Origin of the sequence: Amycolatopsis aidingensis, from assembly GCF_018885265.1 — a bacterium.
In the GTDB taxonomy this organism is placed as follows: domain Bacteria; phylum Actinomycetota; class Actinomycetes; order Mycobacteriales; family Pseudonocardiaceae; genus Amycolatopsis; species Amycolatopsis aidingensis.
This window is the reverse complement of the sequence record NZ_CP076538.1, coordinates 3,581,222-3,600,982: the sequence shown is the minus strand read 5'-3', so window position 1 is coordinate 3,600,982 and position 19,761 is coordinate 3,581,222. Positions and strand designations below refer to the sequence as shown.

Below are 19,761 nucleotides of genomic sequence, written 5' to 3'. Positions count from 1 at the left end.
CCGGCCGGATCACGAGGCGGCCTCTCGCTGCGGCTGTCCGGAGCCGAACAGCGCGGCGTAGCCGGCTTGGTTGAGCAGCTCACGGTGCGGACCGGTGGCGCGGACCTGGCCGCCATCCAGCCACACCACCAGATCCGCCGCGTCCGCCGTCGTGGCCCTGTGCGTGACGATCAGCCGCGTGGCGCCCGGCGCGACCGTCCGCAATGCCTCGGTGATCGTCGATTCGGTAACGGTGTCCACGCTGGACAGAGCATCATCGAGCACGAGAAGGCCCACGTCCCGGCACACCGCCCTGGCGATGCCGAGCCGTTGTGTCTCACCTCCGGAGAGCCGGAGTCCGGGTAATGGCGTTGCGGCCCCCTCGGGTAACCGGTCGACGAACGGGCGCGCCGCCGCCGTGTCCAGCGCGGTCTCCACCCGGTCCGGTGCTGGTGGTTCGTCGGTGTAGGCGACGGCGTCGGCTACGGTGTTGCCGAGCAGGTGCGGACGCGCGAAGGCGAAACCGACGCGCTCGCGCAGAGCCCGCGAATCGAACGCGGACTGAGCCACCCCGTTGACGAGGACCGCGCCCTGGTCAGGAATACGTAGCCCGGCCACGACCTCGGCGAGCAGGGATGCCGCCGCCCCGTCCGACCCGAGCACCGCGACCGAGCTTCCCGCCGGGATGTCCAGGTTGACCTCGCCCAGCACCCGCCGGTGCCCGTGACAGGCACTGACTCCGCGCAGCCGCACGGTGAGCGCGCCAACCGGGGCCGGCAGGTATCCCTCTGGCGGAACCGGTTGCGCCAGCAGCTCCGAGAGCCGTTCCGCAGATCCCCGTGCGCGCGCGAACTTCGCGAGCACGGAGGCCTGGCGCAGCAGGCCGAGCGCGTAGGTGAGGTAGCTGGAGACCGCGACGAGTTCGCCCGCGCTGAGCCTGCCCGCCAGCAGCCCGAGTCCGGCGACCGAGAGCGCGGCCACGGCGAGCAGCGGCGTGAGCAGGCCGAGTTGCCATCCTGCGCGGCGCTGGGTCTCCCAGTAGTCATGGCCGGTTTCCCGCAGTTCACCAAGCGTGCCGAGGATCCGGCCGATCTCGCGCTCGGCGGTGCCGCTGGCGCGTATCGTCCGTATCCCGGTCAACGCGTCGAGGAAGCGCTCGGCGAGATCGGCGTGGGCACGTTGATAACGTCCGGTCATCCGGCCCACCCGGCCGATCAGCCAGCGGGTCAGCCACCACACTAATGGCGCACCGCACAGGAATACCAATGCGACCGGAAGGTCGATCAGCACCAGCGCGACGAGTCCGGCGACCGATGTGCACACCGAGGTCAGCAAGGTGAGTCCCGCGGTACTGACGCGCGCCGCCTCGGCCGTGGATTCGAGCAGCCGGGCCTGACTGTCGGCGGGGGCGAACCGGGACTGCGCTCCCAGCGAGATCGCGTGTCGGCTCGACCGGTCGCGGAGTTCCTTCATCCCGAGCAGTTCGCAGCGCCTGGCCAGGTACTCCCGCGCCGGTTCGGCCAGCACGGCCACCAGCAGGAGGGCGAGGAGGAGCGAACTCGCCGGAGACAGCGGGCCTGCGCCGCCGAGTACCTCGTCGAGGGCGGCGCCCAGCACCGCGGGAATGGCGATCCGCGTCGCGGCATCTACGACACCTGCGGCGACCAGCAGGATACCAGTTACCCTGGTAGCAAGGAGAGTCCGGCACAGTAGGCGATCGGCTGGTCGCATACGGTCCTCCCGCGCGTGGCGCCGTGGCCGGTGCGTCGTCGACACGCACCGGCCACGGCGTACGGACGCCTTCGGCAGGCGTTCAGTACCTCAGTTCTTCAGGAACTCAGTTCTTCGGCGCGAACGGCGGGATCCAGTCGTCACCGATGCCGATGACCTCCTCGTTGTTCTGCGGGGCGTCCAGGCCGGTCTCCTCGGCGAACACACCCAGCTCGACAACGGTGGGCGTCTCGTAAGCGGTCCGCTGCATGGGGAACCATCTCCTTTCGTATCCATCACTGTGTTTCCTGTTCTTGACCGTGTCCGGCCAAGCCTTTCCGCGCCGCACGCGGTACGCGGACGAGCGTGCGGTAGTAACCCGGCTCCACGGGTTCGTCGACCAGCTCCCCGTCGACCTCGATCCACGCGTGTGCGGCGAACGGCGGGGTCGGCAGTACCCCCGCGCACCAGGTCGGCCAGCTGCCGTCGAGGCGGCACAGCAGCGCCGCCGCGATCGAGCGCGGCAGGCACGCCTCCGGGCCGCAGCACCGGGTGCTAACGGTCAGCACGGTGTCCCGCGCCGCCTTGGCCTCCGTGTGGGTGGCGGGCCGCGCGCCGCGGCTCGCCCGTTCCAGCGCGCGGCGGAGCTGCCGGGGCGGCCGCCGGGCGAGCGCCCTGGCCACACCGACCACGCCCCAGGTCAGCACCCTGCGGGCAATCGAGACACGGACCAGGGTGTCCGGGAGCACGGGCAGTGTCATGTCGTGACCAGCCCGGCCGACTCCAGCCTGGCGACCAGCGCGCGGACGTCCGCACGGGCGCGCTGGTCGGTGACCTCAAACCGGCCGGTGAGCGCATCAACCGCCCGGTCCTCGCTGTGCTCGCCGTCGAGATGGTCGACCACGCAGGCCGCGGTCTCGCTGAGTTCGTAATATCTGCCGGTGTTCTCGTCGAGCAGGACCATGCCGTAATCGGTCCGCACGCTCGAGACGTCGTCGTTCAACCGGATGGGCATGTCGGTTCCCTTCCGTTCAGGCCGCCGTGTCAGCGGCGCTACGTCGGGCGGTGGTGTGCAGGAAGGCCGCGCAGTTCACCGTCGAGTCGAAGTTGCGATCCCGCGGTCTCGACCAGGACGGGACGGCCTCGCGGCGCAACCTGTCGATGTCGATCAGGCCGAGCCCGGCCAGCGGGGAACGCGCACAGAACTCGACCAGTTCGTCGAAGTGGCCGCGCAGGCCGCGTGCGGCCTGCGCGCTACCGCCGGTCTTGCCGTTGCGGCGGAGAAAGTCGTCCGGGAGCGCGCCACGCATCGCGGCCTTGACAAGTGGCTTGTACTCCTTGGGATGCACGCGTTCGTGGCGCCGTACGGACAGGCAGGCCTCGATCACCCGGTCATCGAAGAAGGGAGCCTCGAACGGCATGCCGATGGTGCCCGCGTACTGCTGCAACCCGCGCACGAGCCGGGCACCGTCGCGGATCTTCGCCAGCTCGGAGTGGCTCGCGCGGTCCGGCCCGAGCGGCTCGACGTCCACGGCGATCGCGGTGAGCCGGGAGCGCACCGCGTCCCGCGCCTCCGGCCGGAGCCAGGTCGGCCAGGACAGCGGGATGTCCCAGTCGAGGGTGGGGGTACCGGTGAACATGTGGGCGTACTCGCCCGTCCGCACCGAACGCCGGAACCACGAGCGGTAGGACTCGTTGGCCAGCAGCGCCCGGACCGTGGTACGCATCGGTCTGCCTTCCAGCATCTGGTTGGCCCAGACGCGGCGCAGGGCCAGCACCGGGTGGCGCCGGAACAGGGTGTGTTCCCACACCGGCACACCGCGCAGCAGGTGATCGCCGCCGAGTCCGGTGAGGTAGGTGTCCGCGCCCCGTGCCCTGGCGTGCTCAATGCGGTACCCCACCCGTGGCATGGCGAGCTGCGCGCCGGTCGGTTCGTCCGCGCGGGCCCGGAGTTCCGGGATGCCGCCGAAGAAGTCCGGCATGTCATCCAAGGACAGCACCTCGTGCCGGACGCTCGGCATCGCGGAAAGCGCGCGTCGCGCCCACCGCAGGTCCTCCCCCGCCCCGGGATCGTCGTTGTAGGCGGTCGAGGCCAGCAACGGCGCGGTCATGCGACCTGCGAGGTAGCACAGCGGGGTCGAGTCGAGCCCGCCGGACAGGTCGCAGTGCATGGTCAGGCCGTCCCGGACCCGCGCGGCCACGGCGTCTTCCAGCGCCCCGCGCAGGCGCTCGGCACCCTGCGCCCTGGTGAGCTCCGGTTCCGGACGCCGCCACCAGCGCACCAGGCTCGGGGTGCGCCCCCGCTCCCGGTCGAGGCGCAGGTAGCTGTCCGGCGGTACCGGCCGGATGCCCTGCCACAGTGGCTGCTCCGCCGCCGGGTGCGGCAGCACCCGCAGCAGGCGTATTGCCACGGCCACCTCGTCGAGCGGGTGCCCACCCAGCTCGGCCAGCACATCGGCGCGGTCGGAGGCGATGTGGACGCCGTCGATCTCGGCGTGCCATACCCGCCGCAGCCCGGATGCGCTGCCCTGTGCGCGAACTCGCCCCTCGAAGCTGGCGACGAGGTGGAAGCCGCCGGACAGTTCGTGGGCGAGGTCGTCGAGAGCGGACAGCTCGTGCCCGGACGCGGCCGCGGCCAGCCGCCGTACGGTGGCCGAGGACCAGCCGAGCACCGCGATACGGTTCGGGCCCTCGGCATGCGCCACGAGCTGGTCCCTGGGGGTCGTGGTCAGCAGCCACGGCCGGCCGGAGGGATGGTTGAGCACCCGGTACGCGCTCGCATCGAGCCGCCGGAGCACCACCTTCGCCTCGTCGTGATCGGGCAGCGTGACGAAATGCCATCCGGCTTCGACAGCCACGATCTCACCTCACAATTCGTCCGTCGGGCGCGTCCGTTTTGCCGGATCGGTGGCCGCGCCCCGCGTGAAACCAACTCTGCCGACCGGGCGTGGCAACCGGGTGGCACGCCCGTGGCACGCATTTATTGATCTGTTATCTTTACGTGATAGCCGGCTCAGCATGCTGTGCGCATCGGCTTCCCGGACAGAATCCGCTGGTGCAGGTCCCGCATGAGCGGGCTGGGGTCGGTGCCGAGCGAGTCGGCGAGCAACTCGCGCAGCGACTCGTAGTGGGCGAGCGCTTCGGCCTGCCTGCCGTTCAGGTGCAGCGCCAGCACGAGCTGGTACCACAGCGTTTCCCGTAAGGGGTTGTCCGCGACGAGGGCGGCCAGTTCGGGGATGAGCCACCCGTACTGGCCGAGGCGCAGCCGGATCTCCACCTCCCGCTCCCTGGCCCGCAGGTACTCCTCGTGCAGCGTGTTGACCACGCCGGGGCGCAGCGCAGGGCTGCTGACGTCGACGAACGCGGGGCCCCGCCACAGCGCGAGGGCCCGCTGGAGAAGGGGCAGCTCGCCGTACACGTCACGGCGCACCGCGGCCAGCGCGACCAGCCTGCGAAAGCGGACCAGGTCGACGTTGTCTTCGGGCAGACACAGCACGTAGCCGCCATCGGTCGCCCGCACCGCGGAGATCTCCTCGCCGGCGCCGGTCATCAGGACCCTGCGCAGTCGCTTGACGTAGCCGCGCAGGGTGGCCTGCGCACTCGGTGGCGGATCGTCCGGCCAGATCGCGGTGATCAACTCGTCGCGTTCCACCGGTTTCCCGACGCGCAAGGCCAGCGTGGCCAGCAACACCCGGAGATTCCCGGCCGGAAACGGTATTACATTATCACCGTTACGTACATCCAGTTCGCCAAGAATACCGATACGCGGAAACGTCGACACCGTATTACTCCCTACGTTTCACAAATTGATAGCGCCGACGCTAGTGCGATTTACGGGCGGCCGGTGTCGGTCGATTGACCCACAACTGAATATGGCACGCTCAGGCGGGTGCGGTGGTTCGATGGCCAAGAAGAGTCCCAAACTTTACCCAACTTCTCAGCCCCGCGCACCGCGACCGCAGCTCAGCCATTCCCCACCGCCCGGTCCATCGGTGTTCCTGGGACGAAGGGTGCTCCCTGCTCAAGCCCGCTGGTACGGCGGCGCGAGCGAGCAGGCTGTCGGTGGGGTACGCAAGAATGATCCGCATGGGTGTTTCGGACGATCAGTTCCTGCGGATGGTGCGCGACCTGGCGGAGGTCACGAGTGCCAAGGCGCGGGACTACACGTCATTCAGCGTGCGCGGCAAGCGTTTCGGCTACCACTGGCCGCGAACCAGCACGGTGGGCCTGAAGCAACTGCTGTCCGAGCAGGTGGCCCTGGTGGCCGAGCGGCCCGAGGTGTTCGAGGTGCAGTTCACCGCGGGCGGGTTCGGCTGGGTCGTCGTCCACCTGCCGGAGATCGACGCGGACGAGCTCGGCGAGCTGCTCTATGAGGCATGGCGCCTCTCGGCACCGGACGCGCTCGCCGAGGAACACCCGCTGCCGTCCACCTCGGCAAACCCCGCCTGAGCGCTGCTCCCGGCGAGGATGCGAAAGTAACGGCCATGCGCCTGTGCTACGGGCTTGTCCTGGCCGCGATCGCCTGCGGTATCGGGGCGGTCGGTGTCCTGTCGGCACCGGTCACGCCATCCGGCCCCGCCGCGCGCTCGGTGACCGCCTGCGGCACGGCGCTGGAGCGCTCCGTGGGGTTCGACCGGTTGCTGGGAGCCGATCGCCCCTGGACTGGCGCGACGAAGCGGTTCGTCAGCCGGGAAGTCTGGGAACAGATCGTGGACTGCCGTAACGCCAGGGCGCGTCACCAGGCGCTGGGATACACGCTGGCGGGCGGCGGCACGTTGCTGGCCCTGCTGGCCTTCTCGGAGTGTCGAGGCGCGAAACGGACTCGCCGGCGCGAAGGCGGCTGAACGGACCGCGGGAGCGGCCCCGCGGTCCGGCCCGTCGCTACAGGATCTTCCAGGCTTCGGTCAGCGCGTCCCGGAGGATCTGCCCGATCTCGTCGAACTGCGGCCGGTCGCAGATCAGTGGCGGGGCGAGCTGGATGACCGGCTCGGCCCGGTCGTCGGCGCGGCAGTACAGCCCGGCCTCGAACAGGGCGCTGGAGAGGTGACCGCGCAGCACTCGCTCGGATTCCTCGGCGGTGAAGGTCTCCTTGCCTGCCTTGTCCTTGACGAGCTCGATGCCGTAGAAGAACCCTGCGCCCCTGACGTTTCCGACGATCGGCAGGTCGGTCAGCTCGTCCAGGGTCGACTTGAACAAGCCCTCCTTGGCCAGCACGTGCTCGTAGAGGTGCTCGCGTTCCAGCAGGTCGAGGTTCGCCATCGCCACGGCGCAGGAGACCGGGTGGCCGCCGTAGGTTGAGCCGTGCATGAACGTGGTGGTGCCGTGCCGGAACGGCTCCATCAGCCGCTCGCCTGCCAGCACCGCGCCCAGTGGCGCGTAACCGGAGGTGAGTCCCTTGGCCGTGGTGATCAGGTCTGGCTGATACCCGTAGCGGGCGGCGCCGAACTCGTGGCCGAGCCTGCCGAACGCGCAGATCACCTCGTCGGAGACCAGCAGCACGTCGTGCTGGTCGCAGATCTCCCTGACCCGCCGGAAGTATCCGGGTGGCGGCGGGAAGCAGCCACCGGTGTTCTGCACCGGCTCCAGGAACACGGCCGCGACCGTGTCCGGCCCTTCGAACTCGATGGCCTGCGCGATCTGGTCGGCGGCCCACCTGCCGAACGCCTGGTAGTCGTCGCCGTGTTCGGGCGCCCGGTAGAAGTTGGTGTTCGGCACGCGCAGACCACTGGGAACCAGGGGCTCGAAGTCCTGCTTGGCGGCCGGGATTCCGGTGATGGACAGCGCGCCGTGCGAGGTGCCGTGGTAGGCAAGCGAGCGGCTGATCACCTTGTGTTTGGTGGGTTTCCCGGTCACCTTGAAGTACTGTTTGGCCAGCTTCCACGCGGTTTCCACGGACTCGCCGCCACTGACGGTGAAGAAGACGCGGTTGAGGTCGCCGGGGGCCGCGCAGGCGAGCCGCTCGGCCAGTTCGATCGCGGTCGGGTGTGCCTGGCCCCAGAGCGGGAAGTACGCCAGTTGCCGGATCTGCCGCGCTGCCGCCTCGGCCAGTTCCTCCCGCCCGTGTCCTACCTGGACGGCGAACAGGCTCGCCAGGCCGTCGAGATATCGCTTGCCGCCCGAATCCCAGAGGTAGGCGCCTTCGCCACGCACGATCACCGGGATCCGCGCGTCGGCAAAGCCGGAGTGCCGGGTGAAGTGCAGCCACAGGTGCTCGCCGGCCGAGCGGGCAAGGCCGTCCGGTTCGGCCGGGGTGGATGCGGCTGTGACAGTCATGGTCCCTCGCAGGAGAGTCGGTACGGCCGCCGGTTCGACACCCGGCCCGCTTGGTCACCTCCGTTATCGCACACATACCGACCCCGCGCAAGGGAATCAGTTGCGCAGAGCGCTCATAGCCACGAAATAGCTGCCATTCAAGGCTGGCGGCAACGGATTTCGCGACGACTGGTCAGCGGGTGCCCCACTGGTAGGACTGCTTGCGCAGCTTGAGGTACATCAGGGTCTCCGCGTTGCGCACACCGGGCAGGGTGCGGATCCGGTTGGAGATCAGATCCAGCAGGGCGGCATCGTCCTCGCATACGGCCTCGCAGAGCACGTCGAACCGGCCGGCGCAGATGATCACGTAGTCGATCTCGGCCAGCTCGGCGAGCGCGTCCGCCACCGGTTCCAGCGGGCCGTCCACGTTGATCGCGATCATCGCCTGCCGGAAGAGGCCGACCTGCATCGGATCCGAGACGGCCACGATCTGGATCACGCCCGCGTCGGAAAGCCGCTGGACTCGTTGCCGGACCGCCGCCTCGGACAGGCCGACCGCCTGGCCGATCGTCGAGTACGGGCGGCGGCCGTCCTGCTGCAGGTGTTCGATGATCCGCTTGGAGGTGTCGTCGAGCAAGGTGGCCGAGCTGCGCTCGGCGGCGGGGTTCTTCCTGTTCACCGGCGCATTATCTCCACCGGGGCTACCGTCGGCCATGGCGCCACGCCCGGCCGGACGAGGTCGGCCAGGCATCCACCGGCAAGCGGATCCGCCGTTCTGGCACGCCAGGACGACTGATTTCGTTCCATATAGGGCGTTGACATTGCTGATTCCGTGTTGTTCCATGCGTCACACACCGCCCTTCCTTCCGGACGTCGCCACTGGGCCAGGGAGAACCGATGAGTGACAAACAGACCTTCCGCAACCTCGTCAACGGCAGGCATACCGACTCGGCCGAAGGACGCACCCTGGACCTCGTCGATCCGGCCACCGGGACGGTGTACGCCACCTCGGCGCTGTCCGGCAAGTCCGATGTGGACCAGGCGTGTACCGCGGCGGCGACCGCGTTCGAGGGCTGGCGGGACAGCACTCCGGCCGGGCGCCAGCGCGCGCTGCTGCGGATCGCCGACGCGCTGGAGTCCCGGACCGAGGAGTTCGTCCGCTGCGAGTCGGCGAACACCGGCAAACCACTGGCGCTCACCCGGAGCGAGGAGCTGCCGATGGCGATCGACCAGCTCAGGTTCTTCGCGGGCGCGGCGCGGGTGCTGGAGGGCACGGCGGCGACGGAGTACCTGCCCGGTCTCACCTCGTTCGTCCGGCGCGAGCCGATCGGCGTCTGCGCGCAGGTGACCCCGTGGAACTACCCGCTGATGATGGCCATCTGGAAGATCGCACCCGCGCTGGCGGCCGGGAACACGGTAGTGCTCAAGCCATCCGACACCACCCCGGCCTCCACCGTGCTGCTCGCCGAGCTGGCCGCCGAGTTCCTGCCGCCGGGGGTGCTCAACGTGATCTGTGGCGACCGGGACACCGGCAGGGAACTCGCCGCGCACCGGATTCCGCAACAGGTGTCGATCACCGGTTCGGTCCGCGCCGGGATCGAGGTCGCGGGCGCGGCGGCGGCCGACGTCAAGCGGGTGCACCTGGAGCTGGGCGGGAAGGCACCGGTGGTGGTCTTCGCGGACGCGGACATCGAGGCCGCGGCCGGGGCGATCGCCGAGGCGGGGTACTTCAACGCGGGCCAGGACTGCACCGCGGCCACCAGGGTACTGGCGGCGGCGGGTGTGCACGACGACTTCCTGGCTGCGCTCACCGAGAAGGCACGGGCGGTACGCACCGGGCCGCCCGCCGAGCCGGACGTCGCCTACGGCCCGTTGAACAACGCCACCCAGCTCGCCAGGGTCGCCGGGTTCGTCGACCGCCTGCCCGGCCACGCCGAGCTGCACACCGGTGGCACGCGGGTGGGCGAACGCGGTTTCTGCTACGCGCCGACGGTGGTCTCCGGACTGCGTCCGGGGGACGAGATCGTCCGGGACGAGGTGTTCGGGCCGGTCATCACCGTGCAACGGTTCACCGGCGAGGAGGAGGCGGTGCGGCTGGCCAACGACGTCGAGTACGGGCTGGCCTCCTCAGTGTGGACCCGCGATCACGCCAGGGCGATGCGGATGTCCCGGCGGCTGGACTTCGGCTGCGTCTGGATCAACACGCACATCCCGCTCGCCGCCGAGATGCCGCACGGCGGCTTCAAGCACTCCGGCTACGGCAAGGATCTCTCCCTGTACGGCCTGGCGGACTACACCCGGGTCAAGCACGTCATGACCAGTATCGAGGGGTGAGGCCGGTGACCACCGCCCAGCCCTCGATGCCTGCCGAATGGGCCCCGCACGAACGGACCTGGATGGCGTTTCCCCCGCCGAACGGCACCTTCGGCGAACCGGACTCGCCCGCGCTCGCCGCGGCCAGGCGGAGCTGGGCGCGGGTCGCCAACACCATCGCCGCCTACGAACCGGTCACCATGGTCGCCGGAGCCGGGCAGGGCGCGACCGCCGCGGCACTCCTGCGCCCCGATGTCGATGTCCTGGAGATTCCGCTCGACGACGCGTGGATGCGCGATATCGGACCCAGCTTCGTGCACGAGGACTCGGCGCACACCGGGCTGGCCGCCGTGGACTGGGCGTTCAACGGCTGGGGCGGCCAGGGCTGGGCCGGCTGGGCCAGGGACGACCGCGTCGCCGCCACCGTGGCCGGCCTGGCGGGGTACCCGGTGCGGCGGTCGGCGCTCACCATGGAAGGTGGTGGGTTCCAGGTCGACGGCGAGGGCACCGTGCTGCTCACCGAGACCGTCCAGCTCGATCCCGGCCGCAATCCGGGCTGGACCCGCGAGCAGGTGGAGGCCGAGATACACGCCCGGCTCGGGACCACCACCGCGATCTGGCTGCCGCGCGGTCTCACCCGCGACTACCAGGCCTACGGCACCCGGGGACACGTCGACCTGGTGGCCTGCTTCCTGCGGCCGGGGGTCGTCGCGGTGCACACCCAGACCGATCCGGCGCATCCCGACTTCACGGTATGCCGGGAGATCGCGGACATCCTGCGGTCGAGCACCGACGCCGGGGGCAGGCGGCTGCGGGTGGTGGAACTCCTCGCGCCCGAGGAGAGCTTCGACCCCGGTGGCGAGCCCGTCGACTACTCCTACGTCAACCACTATCTCGCCAACGACGTCCTCGTGCTCGGCGCCTTCGGCGACCCGCGGGACGCCGCGGCGGCGGAGGTACTCGGCCGCGCCTTCCCCGGCCGCGCCGTGGAGTTCGTCGACGCGCGCGGCATCTTCGCCCACGGCGGCGGCATCCACTGCATCACCCAGCAGCAGCCCGCCGCACGACGCCGAGGAGCTCCACCATGCGACTGAGCACAGCCGGGATTCCCGGATCGCCGGCGCGGGTCACCGAACCGACGCGCAGGCCACTGGTCGTCGGCCTCGTGCAGACCCGCTGGCACGCCGACCACGTCGAGCACGAGGCCGTCCTGCTCGACGGCATCCGCACCGCCGCCGGGGCCAGGGCACAGGTGGTGTTCCTGCCCGAGCTCACGCTCTCCCGCTATCCCGCCGACCGCCGCCCCGGCACCGGCGCCGCGACGGCCACCGCGGAGGAGCTGGAGACCGGGCCGACGTTCACCTTCGCCGCGAAGGCCGCCGCCGACACCGGGGTCGCGGTGCACGCCTCGTTGTACGAACGGGCGGACGGTCCGGACGGGCTCGGGTACAACACCGCCATCCTGGTCTCCCCGGAGGGGCGGCTGCTCGGCAGGACCCGGAAACTGCATATCCCCGTCTCCGCGGGCTACTACGAGGACCACTACTTCCGCGGCGGGCCAGCCGGGCCGGACCCCTACCCGGTGGTGGAGCTGCCCGCGGCCGAGGGCGGGCCCGCCGCCCGGCTCGGCCTGCCGACCTGCTGGGACCAGTGGTTCCCCGAGGTCGCCAGGGCCTACTCGCTCGCCGGTGCCGAGGTGCTCGCCTACCCGACCGCGATCGGCTCCGAGCCCGACCACCCCGGCTTCGACACGCAGCCGCTGTGGCGGCAGGTCATCGTCGGAAACGGGATCGCCAACGGCACGTTCATGGTCGTCCCCAACCGGTGGGGCGAGGAGGGAACGCTCACCTTCTACGGCTCGTCCTTCATCTCCGACCCCTACGGGCGGGTGCTCGCCTCGGCTCCGCGGGACGCCGACACGGTGCTGGTCGCGCCGCTCGACCTCGACCAACGGCGGGACTGGCTCACCCTGTTCCCGTTCCTGGACACCCGCCGACCCGACACCTACACCTCGCTCACCCGGCCGATCGGAGGCTGAGATGGACAACGCGGAGTTCCGCCGAGAACTCGACCGCAGGCTCGACCTGCTGGCCGACCCGTCCTATCCGGACCCGGCGAGGGCCGGCCTGCCCAGCCGCGACCTCACCGTGCTGGCCGTGCTGGCCGTAGGGCTCATCACCGCCCTGCTGGCCTGGGGCTACCCGTGGTAACGCCGGCGAACCACTCCCCCGCCGCCGGTCCCGCGCCACCCGCCGCAGGGCGGGCTTCCGGGCACGCGGGCGAGTTCACCGAGCTTCCGGTGCTGCGGCACGAGCGCATCTGGGGTTTCTGGCAGTTCACCTCGGTCAACGTCGGGCTGGCGATCGCCACCTGGGCCTTCCTCACCGGCGGCACGATCGCGATGTTCGCCGGGGTCAGGACCGCCATCGCCGCTACCGTCATCGGCAACCTGGTGGGCGTCGTCCTGATGGCCGCGGCGACCTGCCTGCCATCGGCCAAGTACGGCGTCGAGCAGTACACCGCCCTGCGGACGGTTTTCGGGCTGAACGGGGTGCGCACGCTGATCGCCGTCATGATGCCGTTCGCGCAGGCGGGCTGGAACGCGGTGCTGGCGGTCATGTTCGGGCGCGCGGTCACCAACGTGCTGAACTCGGTATTCGGTACCACCTTCGCCCCCGACAGCTGGATGGTCGTCGCCATGTCGTTGCTGGCGCTGGTGCTGGCCTGGCTGATCGTGGCGCGCGGTCCGGTCTCGATCGAATGGGTCAACAAGATCGTCGCTCCGCTGCTGGCCGTGCTGACCGTGGTCATGCTGATCGCGTTGCTACGCGCCCATTCCTGGACCGAGCTGAACGCCGCCCAGCCCGTGGCGGCGCTCGGCGACGACCGGTTGAACTTCACCCTCGCGCTGGAACTGAGCTTCGCGACCGGATTCTCCTGGTGGACGATTATGGGCAACCTCGCCCGGCTGACCACCACCCCGCGCACGGCGTTCTGGCCCAACATGATCGGCCTCTTCGCCGCATCGGTGGTGGCCGGTCTGATCGGCACGTTCGCCGCGCTCGCGCTCGGCGAGATCGACCCGACAATGTGGATGGTGCCGCTGGGCGGGGTGCTGCTCGGGGTGCTGGCGCTGCTGTTCATCGCGGTCGCCAACGTCACGAGCATGGTGGCGCAGACCTACTCGGGCGCGCTCGCCGTGATCAGGGCGGGCGGGTCGGCCGTGCGCCGGCTCCCCTGGCCGCTGTTCGTGGCGCTGATGTTCCTGCCATCGGCCGTCGTGGTGTTCTGGCCGACGGCCCTCTACGACAACTTCTTCAAGTTCATCGCCTGGGTCGGACTGGTCATGGCCCCGCTGACCGCGGTGTACCTGGTGGACTTCGCGCTGCTGCGCGGGCGAACCCTGTGGCTGCGCGACCTGTACGAGCCCGAGGGCGTCTCCCGGTACTCGTTCTGGTGGGGTTTCAACCCGGCGGCGTTCCTCGCGGTCGCGGCCGGTGCGGTGACCTACTCGCTGCTGCTCAACCCGGTGACGTTCTCCTCGGCGGGCGTATTCACCTACACCTCGGCATCGCTGCCCGCCTTCCTGGTCACGGCCGCGGTGCACACCGTGCTGACGCTGGCGTGGGTGCGGCCTGCTGGCAAGGGTGGCTATCGGGAGGAGGCGCCATGAGTGATCACGTGTGGTACTCCGGCGGCAGGGTGTTCACCGGCGCCGCCTCGATGCCGTGGGCCGAGTCGATCGTCACCCGCGACGGCCGGATCGAGTTCGTCGGCTCGGACGCCGACGCGGCGGCCCGCGGCACCGCTGGTCCCCGGGTGGACCTCGGGGGAAGGACGGTGCTGCCCGGTTTCGTGGACGGGCACGCGCATGTCCTGGCGACCGGTGAGGCGGGGCTGCGGGCGCCTCTCACCGACGCCGGGGACCCGCAGCGCATCCGGCAGCGCCTGCGCGAGTGGGCCGAGGCCAATCCCGGTGCCCCGCGGGTTCTCGGCCGTGGCTGGCTGTTCTCGGCCGTTCCGGGCGGCAGGCCGCACCGGGCGCTGCTCGACGAGATGATCCCGGATCGGCCCGCGTACCTCGACGCGAACGACTATCACTCGGTATGGCTCAACAGCGCCGCGCTGACCGAACTGGGTATCACCCGGCACACGCCCGACCCGCCGGGCGGCCGGATCGTCCGCGACCCGGTCACCGGTGAACCGACCGGGCACCTCGAGGAGACCGCGGCACAACAGCTCGCCTGGAAGTTCCTCGCCGAGACCGCCACCGATGCCGACCGGGACCGGCACCTGCGGGAAGCCATGACCGCCTACCTCTCCAGCGGCGTGACCTGCGCGGTGGACATGATGCTCGACGAGCACGGCCTGGCCACGGTGGAACGCGCCGAGCGCGGAGGCGAGCTCGAGCTGCGCATGGTGGGGCACTGGTTCGTCCCCCGCGACCCCGACCCGGACCGGCAGCTGGCCCAGGTACGGCGGGCCGCCGAGCTGTCCGCGCGGCACCGCTCCGACCGGTTCCGGGTCACCGGTGTCAAGCTGGTGGTGGACGGCGTGATCGACGGCTGCACGGCGGCGATGCTGAAACCGTACGCAGGCGGCGACAACGCCGAGCCGATCTGGGACTTCGACTCGCTCGCCCCGGTGGTCACCGCGGCGGACGCGGCGGGCCTGCAGGTGGCACTGCACGCCATCGGCGACCGCGCGGTACGGATCGCGCTCGACGCACTCGAGCACGCACGCCGGATCAACGGCCCTTCGCCCAACCGGCACCGCATCGAGCATCTCGAGTACGTCGATCCCGCCGACGTCCCCCGGCTGGCCGAACTCGGGGTCACGGCCTCCATGCAGCCGGTGCACGCCGACCCGGCGATCCGGGACAACTGGGCGGCGATGCTCGGCGACGAGCGGGCCGAACGGGGGTTCGCCTGGCCGGAGATGACCGGGGCGGGCGCGCGCCTGGCGTTCGGCACCGACGCTCCTACCGCTCCGCATCCGCCGCTGCCCAACATGTTCATCGCGCACACCCGCAGGTCGGCGCTGGATCCGGAGCTTCCCGCGCGGCAACCCCAGTTCGCGCTGCCGCTGCTGGCGGCGATCACGCACGGCACGGCCGACTCGGCATGGGCCTGCCGTGCCGAGCCGGACCTCGGCGTGCTGCGCACCGGGATGCTGGCGGACTTCGTCGTGCTCGACCTCGATCCGTTCGAGGAGGAACCGGACGCACTGCTGCGCGCGCGGGTACTGCGCACGGTGGTCGGCGGCCGCACCGTATGGCCGCCGGGCGGAACCATCACCTGAGCCTGTTCCTGAACTCGGTAGAAATACGTAACGAGGTACGTACCGGATTCGAATCCGGAAATGGAACATGAACCACATTCTACTCCAGCTCCGGTTCTTGGCCCGCTACGTACTTATACCGATGTCTCGACTGGACCGAGCGGGGCATTCTGGGCTCCCCCGTAAACACGGGATGGGCGAAGTCCCTGCGACGACGTCGACTGGTTCATTCATCGAGGAAGGAACTGCAGTGACAGCAACCATGGTAAAGAAGGCCGGCAGCCGAACAACGAAGGCGGGAGTTCTCGCGGCCCTCGCCGCGGTCGCCGTCGGCATGTCCGGCGCCGGTGTGGCGCACGCCGATCCGGTGGAGAAGGACGTGACCTTCAAGGGCTCCTTCCCGATCATCGGTGAGCAGCAGGTCGCGGTCCACGTGGAGACGGACATCCCGGCGTCGGCTACCCGCGGGGAGACCGTGACCGCGCCGGTCCACATCGACGTGGATGCCGGCCAGAACGCGGGCGACGGCCTGCGGCTGGTCGGTACGAAGAACGTCTCCGGTGATATCGACGCCTCGATCACCGTCACCGTGAGCGACGGCCAGTCGGTGCAGATCCCGGTCGCGCTGACCATCGTGCCGATGGAGATGCCCGCGGAAGGACCGTTCACCTTCGAGGCCGACGGTACCGTGGAGTTCCCGGTCCCGGACGGCATCCCGACCGGCCCGGCCGAGATCGCACTCGACCCGGACGTCAGCGCGTACCTGGTGACCGATGGCGCGCTCGGCGAGTTCGACAACGAGCTCACCTTCGACCCGCCGGACCAGGACGGGACGCTCGGAACGGTGGAGGTCAAGTAAGCCGACCGCGGCCGCCGACAACGAGGTTCTGGGGCGTCCCTTCCGGGGCGCCCCAGAACCTTTCCCACTTCGATCACCTGGAGCGGCGTGCTCAGGGCCGGGCGGCGGGGTCGAGGTTCTCACCGAAGATCGCCATGATGGTCGCGCCGAAGTCCGGGATCAGTTCGGGGATGGCCTCGGCCCCCTTGGTGTAGAGGCAGTGGCGGATGCGGTCCGACATGCCGCCGACCAGGATGTCGAAGGTCTCGTCCGGCAGTGCCGGCCTGCTCGGGTCCTCGCCACGCACCACCTGGTTGTAGGTGATCCGGTACAGCTCGGCGATCCGGCCGACCGCCTTGTGGTACAGAGCGGCGACCTCGGGGCCCGCGGCCAGGCACTCGATCTGCATCGTCCAGGTCACTTTCGGAGCCGCCGCCATCGCTCGCAGGTAGCTGTCCAGCGCCGCCGTCACCCCGGTCCGCCAGTCGGTGTAAGGGAGTTCGCTCAGCGGCCGGGTGATCGAGCCCAGCGCCAGCTTCGCCGCCGCGCGGAAGGCGCCGACGAAACAATCCTGTTTCGTGGAAAACTGCTGGTAGAACGCCTGCCGGGACACCCCGGCGCGTTCCACGATGTCGCCGATCGTGACCGCGGCGTACCCCTTCTCCGCGGCGACCTGCAGGAACGCGACCACGATGCGATTGCGCTGGGACTTCTCGACCTCGGCGCGCGTGAGCCGGTGCCGGCTCGGCAGTCCTTGCCCGATGGAGGCGAAAGCCTCCACGCCTGACACTGTCGGATGCTCGCTCACCAGCGCAATCTTCCGTGCTTACCGGCCGTGCCCGCGGGCGGTCCAGGCGGCGATCTGGGCACGGTTGGTGAGGTCCAGTCTGGTCATGATGTGGGCGACGTGCGTCTCGGCGGTACGCTGGGAGATGGCGAGCCGCTTGGCGATCTGGCGGTTGGTCAGGCCCTGGCGGACGAGTTCCGCGATCTCACGTTGCCGTCGGGTCAGGGGTTCGGTGCCCGTCGATGGTACGGGTGGTGGGCCGACAGTGCTGCGAGCGTAGCGGAGGGCCTCGCGTTCGGACATGGCCGCGCCTGCCGTGAAATGCTGCTCGAACTCGTGGTCGCCGAGGGCTGCACGAGTGCGCTGGACATGCCGGTCGTTCGGTACCTCGAAAGCGGCCAGCGTGTGCAGGGCGATGCCCTGGATACGACAGGCGGTTTCGGTGATCCCGTACAGGGTGGCGGCGCGAGCATGCGCGCCCAGACGGCCGGCGACCCAGCCCGCGCTGGATAACCATTCGACGTCCCAGCGGTCCAATCCGGCCTCCTCGGTGGCCGTCACCAGATCCCGGAGGTGGCGTGCGGCCGTCGCCGCGGCACCGAACTCGGCCTCGATCATGACCAGGCCGGCCAGCAGGTACAGCCGGGCGTAGCGGTCGCCGTACCGGTTGCTGCGCGCCAGGCCTTCCCGCAGCAGGGCTCTGCCACCATCCGGGTCGCCGGAGAAGCCGGTGCTCCAGCCGTGGTGGATCATGGCGACGAGTTCTCCCCGCCGGTCACCGAACTCGCGGAACCCGTCCACCGCGATCGAAAAGGTTCCGGCTGCGCGACCGGGCTCGCCCTGGCACTCGGCGAGGAACCCTGCGGTGAACGCCGCCCGTGCCACCAGGGACGTATCGCCGAGGCGGGCGGCGATGCCGTCCGCCTCGGCCACCAGTTCGGCACAGCGCTCCAGCGCGCCTTCGTGCAGGCAATAGTCCGCGCTGTACAGCAGTGCCAGACAGGCTCGCGGCCCGCCGGACGTGGCATGCGGCAGCAGGCGGTCCAGCCAGGTCCGGGCTTCCGCGAGCAGTCGCCACATCTGCCAGTAGAGGTGCAGGTCGGTCGTCATCGCGATACCGGGATCGGCCTCGCCCGGGGTACGCAGGCAGAACTCGATGGCGACCCGCAGATTCGGATGATCGGGCCGCAGCCGGTGGCACAGGGGCAGCGCGTCCGCTGTCCCCTCCGCCGCACGTAGGCGACCGGCCCGGGCCGCGTAGCAGTCCCGGTGCCGCCGGGCCACCCGCAGCAGATCCTCGGCAGCCAGCTGCTCCCGGCCGTACTCCCGCAACGACTCCAGCATGCGATACCGGTTCTCACCGGCATGCTCCTGTGCGGCCAGCACGGACTTGCCGACCAGGCCGGCGATCAGGTCCACCACGGCTTCCGGCTCGACCCCGTCGCCACCGCACACCCACTCGGCGGCCTCCAGGTCGAAGGAACCGGCGAACACCGAGGCCCGCGCCCACACCAGCTGCTCCTCCGGCGTACACAACCCGTAGCTCCAGTCCACAGTGCCACGCAGGGTGCGCTGTCGCAGTGGAGTGGCACTCACGGCGCCGGTCAGCAACGAGAGCCGGGCGGCCAGCCGGTCGGAAAGCTGCCGCACCGACAGCGAGCGAGCACGGACCGCGGCCAGCTCGATCGCCAGCGGCAGGCCGTCCAGCCCCTGGCTGAGCCGCGCCACGTCCGCGTAGTTGTCCTCGGTGACCGCAAAGGACGGTAGGACGGCCTGGACTCGGTCCGCGAGTAGCGCCACCGCGTCATATTCCTGGAGTTCGTCCGCCGAGGCGATACCGTCCGGGTCCGGCACGGCCAGCGGCGACAGCGGGAGCAGGTGCTCACCGGCCACATCGAGGGGCTGCCTGCTGGTGGCCAGCACGGCCACCCGGGGGCAGGTCCGCACCACCGCGGTGGCCAACTCGGCACAGGCCTCGATCAGGTGCTCACAGTTGTCCAGTACGAGCACCATCCGTCGCTCCCGCAGGGCAGCCAGCAACGTCTGCTCCTCGGCCCCTGCCTGGCCACGCAGCCCGAGCGCCACCGCGATCGTGTTCGCAACCAGCCCGGCATCCGTCAGCTCGGCCAGTCCGACGAACGCCGCCCCGTCCGGCATGGTCGCCGCCGGCTCGGCAACGGCCTGCACGGCCAGCCGGGTCTTACCCACCCCATGTGGACCCACCACGGTCACCAACCGCTCGGCGGCCAGCAGATTCCGCAGTTCGGCCACCTCGCGGCTTCTGCCCACATAGCTGGTCCGCCATATGGGCAGGCCCCGTACGCCGGGCTCGGCAACGGCCGTCATGCGCTACTCCGAGAATCCGCCGATGCGGGCGAACGCGAGGCGGGGGACGAATTTGAAGTATTCACTGGTACTCGGCGTACTGTACAGTTCTTCAATTTGACTGGCAAGGATTGATCTTGCGCGCTCACTTCCGCCGAAAATCCGGAATCCCGGCGCTCAATGAGGTGACAATTTCTCCGGGTACGTAGTTCTCCCGATGCCGATCGGGTGGCCATCGCCGGACACTGAGCTGGTATCGGTGACACGAAAGGAAGGT

Annotated in this window: 19 protein-coding genes; 9 read left to right on the top strand and 10 right to left on the bottom strand. The window is 70.0% G+C overall.

From position 1 onward, the window contains the following. Positions 1–9 precede the first annotated feature (9 nt). The 6 genes from KOI47_RS16460 to KOI47_RS16435 all read right to left on the bottom strand — a co-directional run bounded on the left by KOI47_RS16460 (position 10) and on the right by KOI47_RS16435 (position 5,380). Positions 10–1,710 (bottom strand): ABC transporter ATP-binding protein, encoded by a 1,701-nt coding sequence (locus tag KOI47_RS16460; protein WP_216216819.1) that lies wholly within the window; start codon positions 1,708–1,710, stop codon positions 10–12. A 106-nt stretch (positions 1,711–1,816) separates the two neighbouring features. Next, positions 1,817–1,960: a lasso RiPP family leader peptide-containing protein gene (locus tag KOI47_RS16455; RefSeq protein WP_216216818.1), complete on the bottom strand. Its 144-nt coding sequence runs from the start codon at positions 1,958–1,960 to the stop codon at positions 1,817–1,819. A gap of 25 nt (positions 1,961–1,985) precedes the next feature. Next, a complete protein-coding gene (locus KOI47_RS16450) occupies positions 1,986–2,450 on the bottom strand; it encodes a lasso peptide biosynthesis B2 protein (RefSeq protein ID WP_216216817.1) in 465 nt (154 codons plus the stop codon). Further along, positions 2,447–2,704: a lasso peptide biosynthesis PqqD family chaperone gene (locus KOI47_RS16445; protein WP_216216816.1), complete on the bottom strand. Its 258-nt coding sequence runs from the start codon at positions 2,702–2,704 to the stop codon at positions 2,447–2,449. Before KOI47_RS16445 ends, KOI47_RS16450 begins: the two co-directional genes overlap by 4 nt. 16 nt (positions 2,705–2,720) lie before the next feature. Next, positions 2,721–4,547, bottom strand: coding sequence for an asparagine synthase-related protein (locus KOI47_RS16440; protein WP_216216815.1), 1,827 nt, complete (start codon positions 4,545–4,547; stop codon positions 2,721–2,723). Between the two features lie 155 nt (positions 4,548–4,702). Continuing rightward, positions 4,703–5,380, bottom strand: a complete 678-nt coding sequence (locus tag KOI47_RS16435; RefSeq protein WP_216216814.1) for an AfsR/SARP family transcriptional regulator — start codon at positions 5,378–5,380, stop codon at positions 4,703–4,705. A gap of 395 nt (positions 5,381–5,775) precedes the next feature. Between KOI47_RS16435 and KOI47_RS16430 the strand changes: the two genes are divergently transcribed. Both KOI47_RS16430 and KOI47_RS16425 read left to right on the top strand, forming a co-directional pair. Beyond that, positions 5,776–6,138 (top strand): MmcQ/YjbR family DNA-binding protein, encoded by a 363-nt coding sequence (locus KOI47_RS16430; RefSeq protein ID WP_216216813.1) that lies wholly within the window; start codon positions 5,776–5,778, stop codon positions 6,136–6,138. Positions 6,139–6,173: 35 nt separating this feature from the next. After that, complete coding sequence (locus KOI47_RS16425) at positions 6,174–6,533, top strand: hypothetical protein (protein WP_216216812.1); 360 nt, start codon at positions 6,174–6,176, stop codon at positions 6,531–6,533. Positions 6,534–6,570: 37 nt separating this feature from the next. On the opposite strand, the gene KOI47_RS16420 is transcribed toward KOI47_RS16425, so the two are convergent. Together KOI47_RS16420 and KOI47_RS16415 are read right to left on the bottom strand one after the other, a co-directional pair. Continuing rightward, entirely contained in the window at positions 6,571–7,962 is a 1,392-nt protein-coding gene (locus KOI47_RS16420; protein WP_216216811.1) for an aspartate aminotransferase family protein, read from the bottom strand. A 172-nt stretch (positions 7,963–8,134) separates the two neighbouring features. Then, positions 8,135–8,620, bottom strand: a complete 486-nt coding sequence (locus KOI47_RS16415; RefSeq protein ID WP_232376779.1) for an Lrp/AsnC family transcriptional regulator — start codon at positions 8,618–8,620, stop codon at positions 8,135–8,137. 218 nt (positions 8,621–8,838) lie between these two features. Here KOI47_RS16415 and KOI47_RS16410 point away from each other — a divergent pair, with 218 nt between their 5' ends. From KOI47_RS16410 to KOI47_RS16380, 7 genes are all read left to right on the top strand, one after another. Next, positions 8,839–10,275 (top strand): gamma-aminobutyraldehyde dehydrogenase, encoded by a 1,437-nt coding sequence (locus KOI47_RS16410; RefSeq protein ID WP_216216809.1) that lies wholly within the window; start codon positions 8,839–8,841, stop codon positions 10,273–10,275. Between the two features lie 5 nt (positions 10,276–10,280). Further along, positions 10,281–11,348 carry an agmatine deiminase family protein gene (locus KOI47_RS16405; RefSeq protein ID WP_232376778.1) on the top strand — a complete coding sequence of 356 codons (1,068 nt, stop codon included), beginning with the start codon at positions 10,281–10,283 and terminating at the stop codon, positions 11,346–11,348. Then, positions 11,339–12,292, top strand: coding sequence for a nitrilase-related carbon-nitrogen hydrolase (locus tag KOI47_RS16400; protein WP_216216808.1), 954 nt, complete (start codon positions 11,339–11,341; stop codon positions 12,290–12,292). The genes KOI47_RS16405 and KOI47_RS16400 overlap by 10 nt, the downstream gene beginning before the upstream one ends. A gap of 1 nt (position 12,293) precedes the next feature. Next, the gene (locus tag KOI47_RS16395; RefSeq protein WP_216216807.1) at positions 12,294–12,464 is read left to right on the top strand and encodes a hypothetical protein; all 171 of its coding nucleotides are present in this window, start codon (positions 12,294–12,296) and stop codon (positions 12,462–12,464) included. Then, the gene (locus KOI47_RS16390) at positions 12,458–13,927 is read left to right on the top strand and encodes a purine-cytosine permease family protein (protein ID WP_216216806.1); all 1,470 of its coding nucleotides are present in this window, start codon (positions 12,458–12,460) and stop codon (positions 13,925–13,927) included. Before KOI47_RS16395 ends, KOI47_RS16390 begins: the two co-directional genes overlap by 7 nt. Next, positions 13,924–15,555, top strand: a complete 1,632-nt coding sequence (locus tag KOI47_RS16385) for an amidohydrolase (protein WP_216216805.1) — start codon at positions 13,924–13,926, stop codon at positions 15,553–15,555. Before KOI47_RS16390 ends, KOI47_RS16385 begins: the two co-directional genes overlap by 4 nt. Positions 15,556–15,784: 229 nt before the next feature. After that, positions 15,785–16,393 carry a DUF6801 domain-containing protein gene (locus KOI47_RS16380; protein ID WP_216216804.1) on the top strand — a complete coding sequence of 203 codons (609 nt, stop codon included), beginning with the start codon at positions 15,785–15,787 and terminating at the stop codon, positions 16,391–16,393. A gap of 91 nt (positions 16,394–16,484) precedes the next feature. On the opposite strand, the gene KOI47_RS16375 is transcribed toward KOI47_RS16380, so the two are convergent. Both KOI47_RS16375 and KOI47_RS16370 read right to left on the bottom strand, forming a co-directional pair. Beyond that, positions 16,485–17,153 (bottom strand): TetR/AcrR family transcriptional regulator, encoded by a 669-nt coding sequence (locus tag KOI47_RS16375; protein ID WP_216216803.1) that lies wholly within the window; start codon positions 17,151–17,153, stop codon positions 16,485–16,487. 45 nt (positions 17,154–17,198) lie between these two features. Further along, positions 17,199–19,505 (bottom strand): ATP-binding protein, encoded by a 2,307-nt coding sequence (locus KOI47_RS16370; RefSeq protein ID WP_216216802.1) that lies wholly within the window; start codon positions 19,503–19,505, stop codon positions 17,199–17,201. Positions 19,506–19,761 lie beyond the last annotated feature (256 nt).

Bases quoted from the DNA above. Each gene is read 5' to 3' on its own strand.
- KOI47_RS16400 (WP_216216808.1), top strand. From the start codon at position 11,339: ATGCGACTGAGCACAGCCGGGATTCCCGGATCGCCGGCGCGGGTCACC.
- KOI47_RS16450 (WP_216216817.1), bottom strand. From the start codon at position 2,450: ATGACACTGCCCGTGCTCCCGGACACCCTGGTCCGTGTCTCGATTGCC.
- KOI47_RS16460 (WP_216216819.1), bottom strand. From the start codon at position 1,710: ATGCGACCAGCCGATCGCCTACTGTGCCGGACTCTCCTTGCTACCAGG.
- KOI47_RS16455 (WP_216216818.1), bottom strand. From the start codon at position 1,960: ATGCAGCGGACCGCTTACGAGACGCCCACCGTTGTCGAGCTGGGTGTG.
- KOI47_RS16430 (WP_216216813.1), top strand. From the start codon at position 5,776: ATGGGTGTTTCGGACGATCAGTTCCTGCGGATGGTGCGCGACCTGGCG.
- KOI47_RS16445 (WP_216216816.1), bottom strand. From the start codon at position 2,704: ATGCCCATCCGGTTGAACGACGACGTCTCGAGCGTGCGGACCGATTAC.
- KOI47_RS16385 (WP_216216805.1), top strand. From the start codon at position 13,924: ATGAGTGATCACGTGTGGTACTCCGGCGGCAGGGTGTTCACCGGCGCC.
- KOI47_RS16425 (WP_216216812.1), top strand. From the start codon at position 6,174: ATGCGCCTGTGCTACGGGCTTGTCCTGGCCGCGATCGCCTGCGGTATC.
- KOI47_RS16370 (WP_216216802.1), bottom strand. From the start codon at position 19,505: ATGACGGCCGTTGCCGAGCCCGGCGTACGGGGCCTGCCCATATGGCGG.
- KOI47_RS16410 (WP_216216809.1), top strand. From the start codon at position 8,839: ATGAGTGACAAACAGACCTTCCGCAACCTCGTCAACGGCAGGCATACC.
- KOI47_RS16395 (WP_216216807.1), top strand. From the start codon at position 12,294: ATGGACAACGCGGAGTTCCGCCGAGAACTCGACCGCAGGCTCGACCTG.
- KOI47_RS16420 (WP_216216811.1), bottom strand. From the start codon at position 7,962: ATGACTGTCACAGCCGCATCCACCCCGGCCGAACCGGACGGCCTTGCC.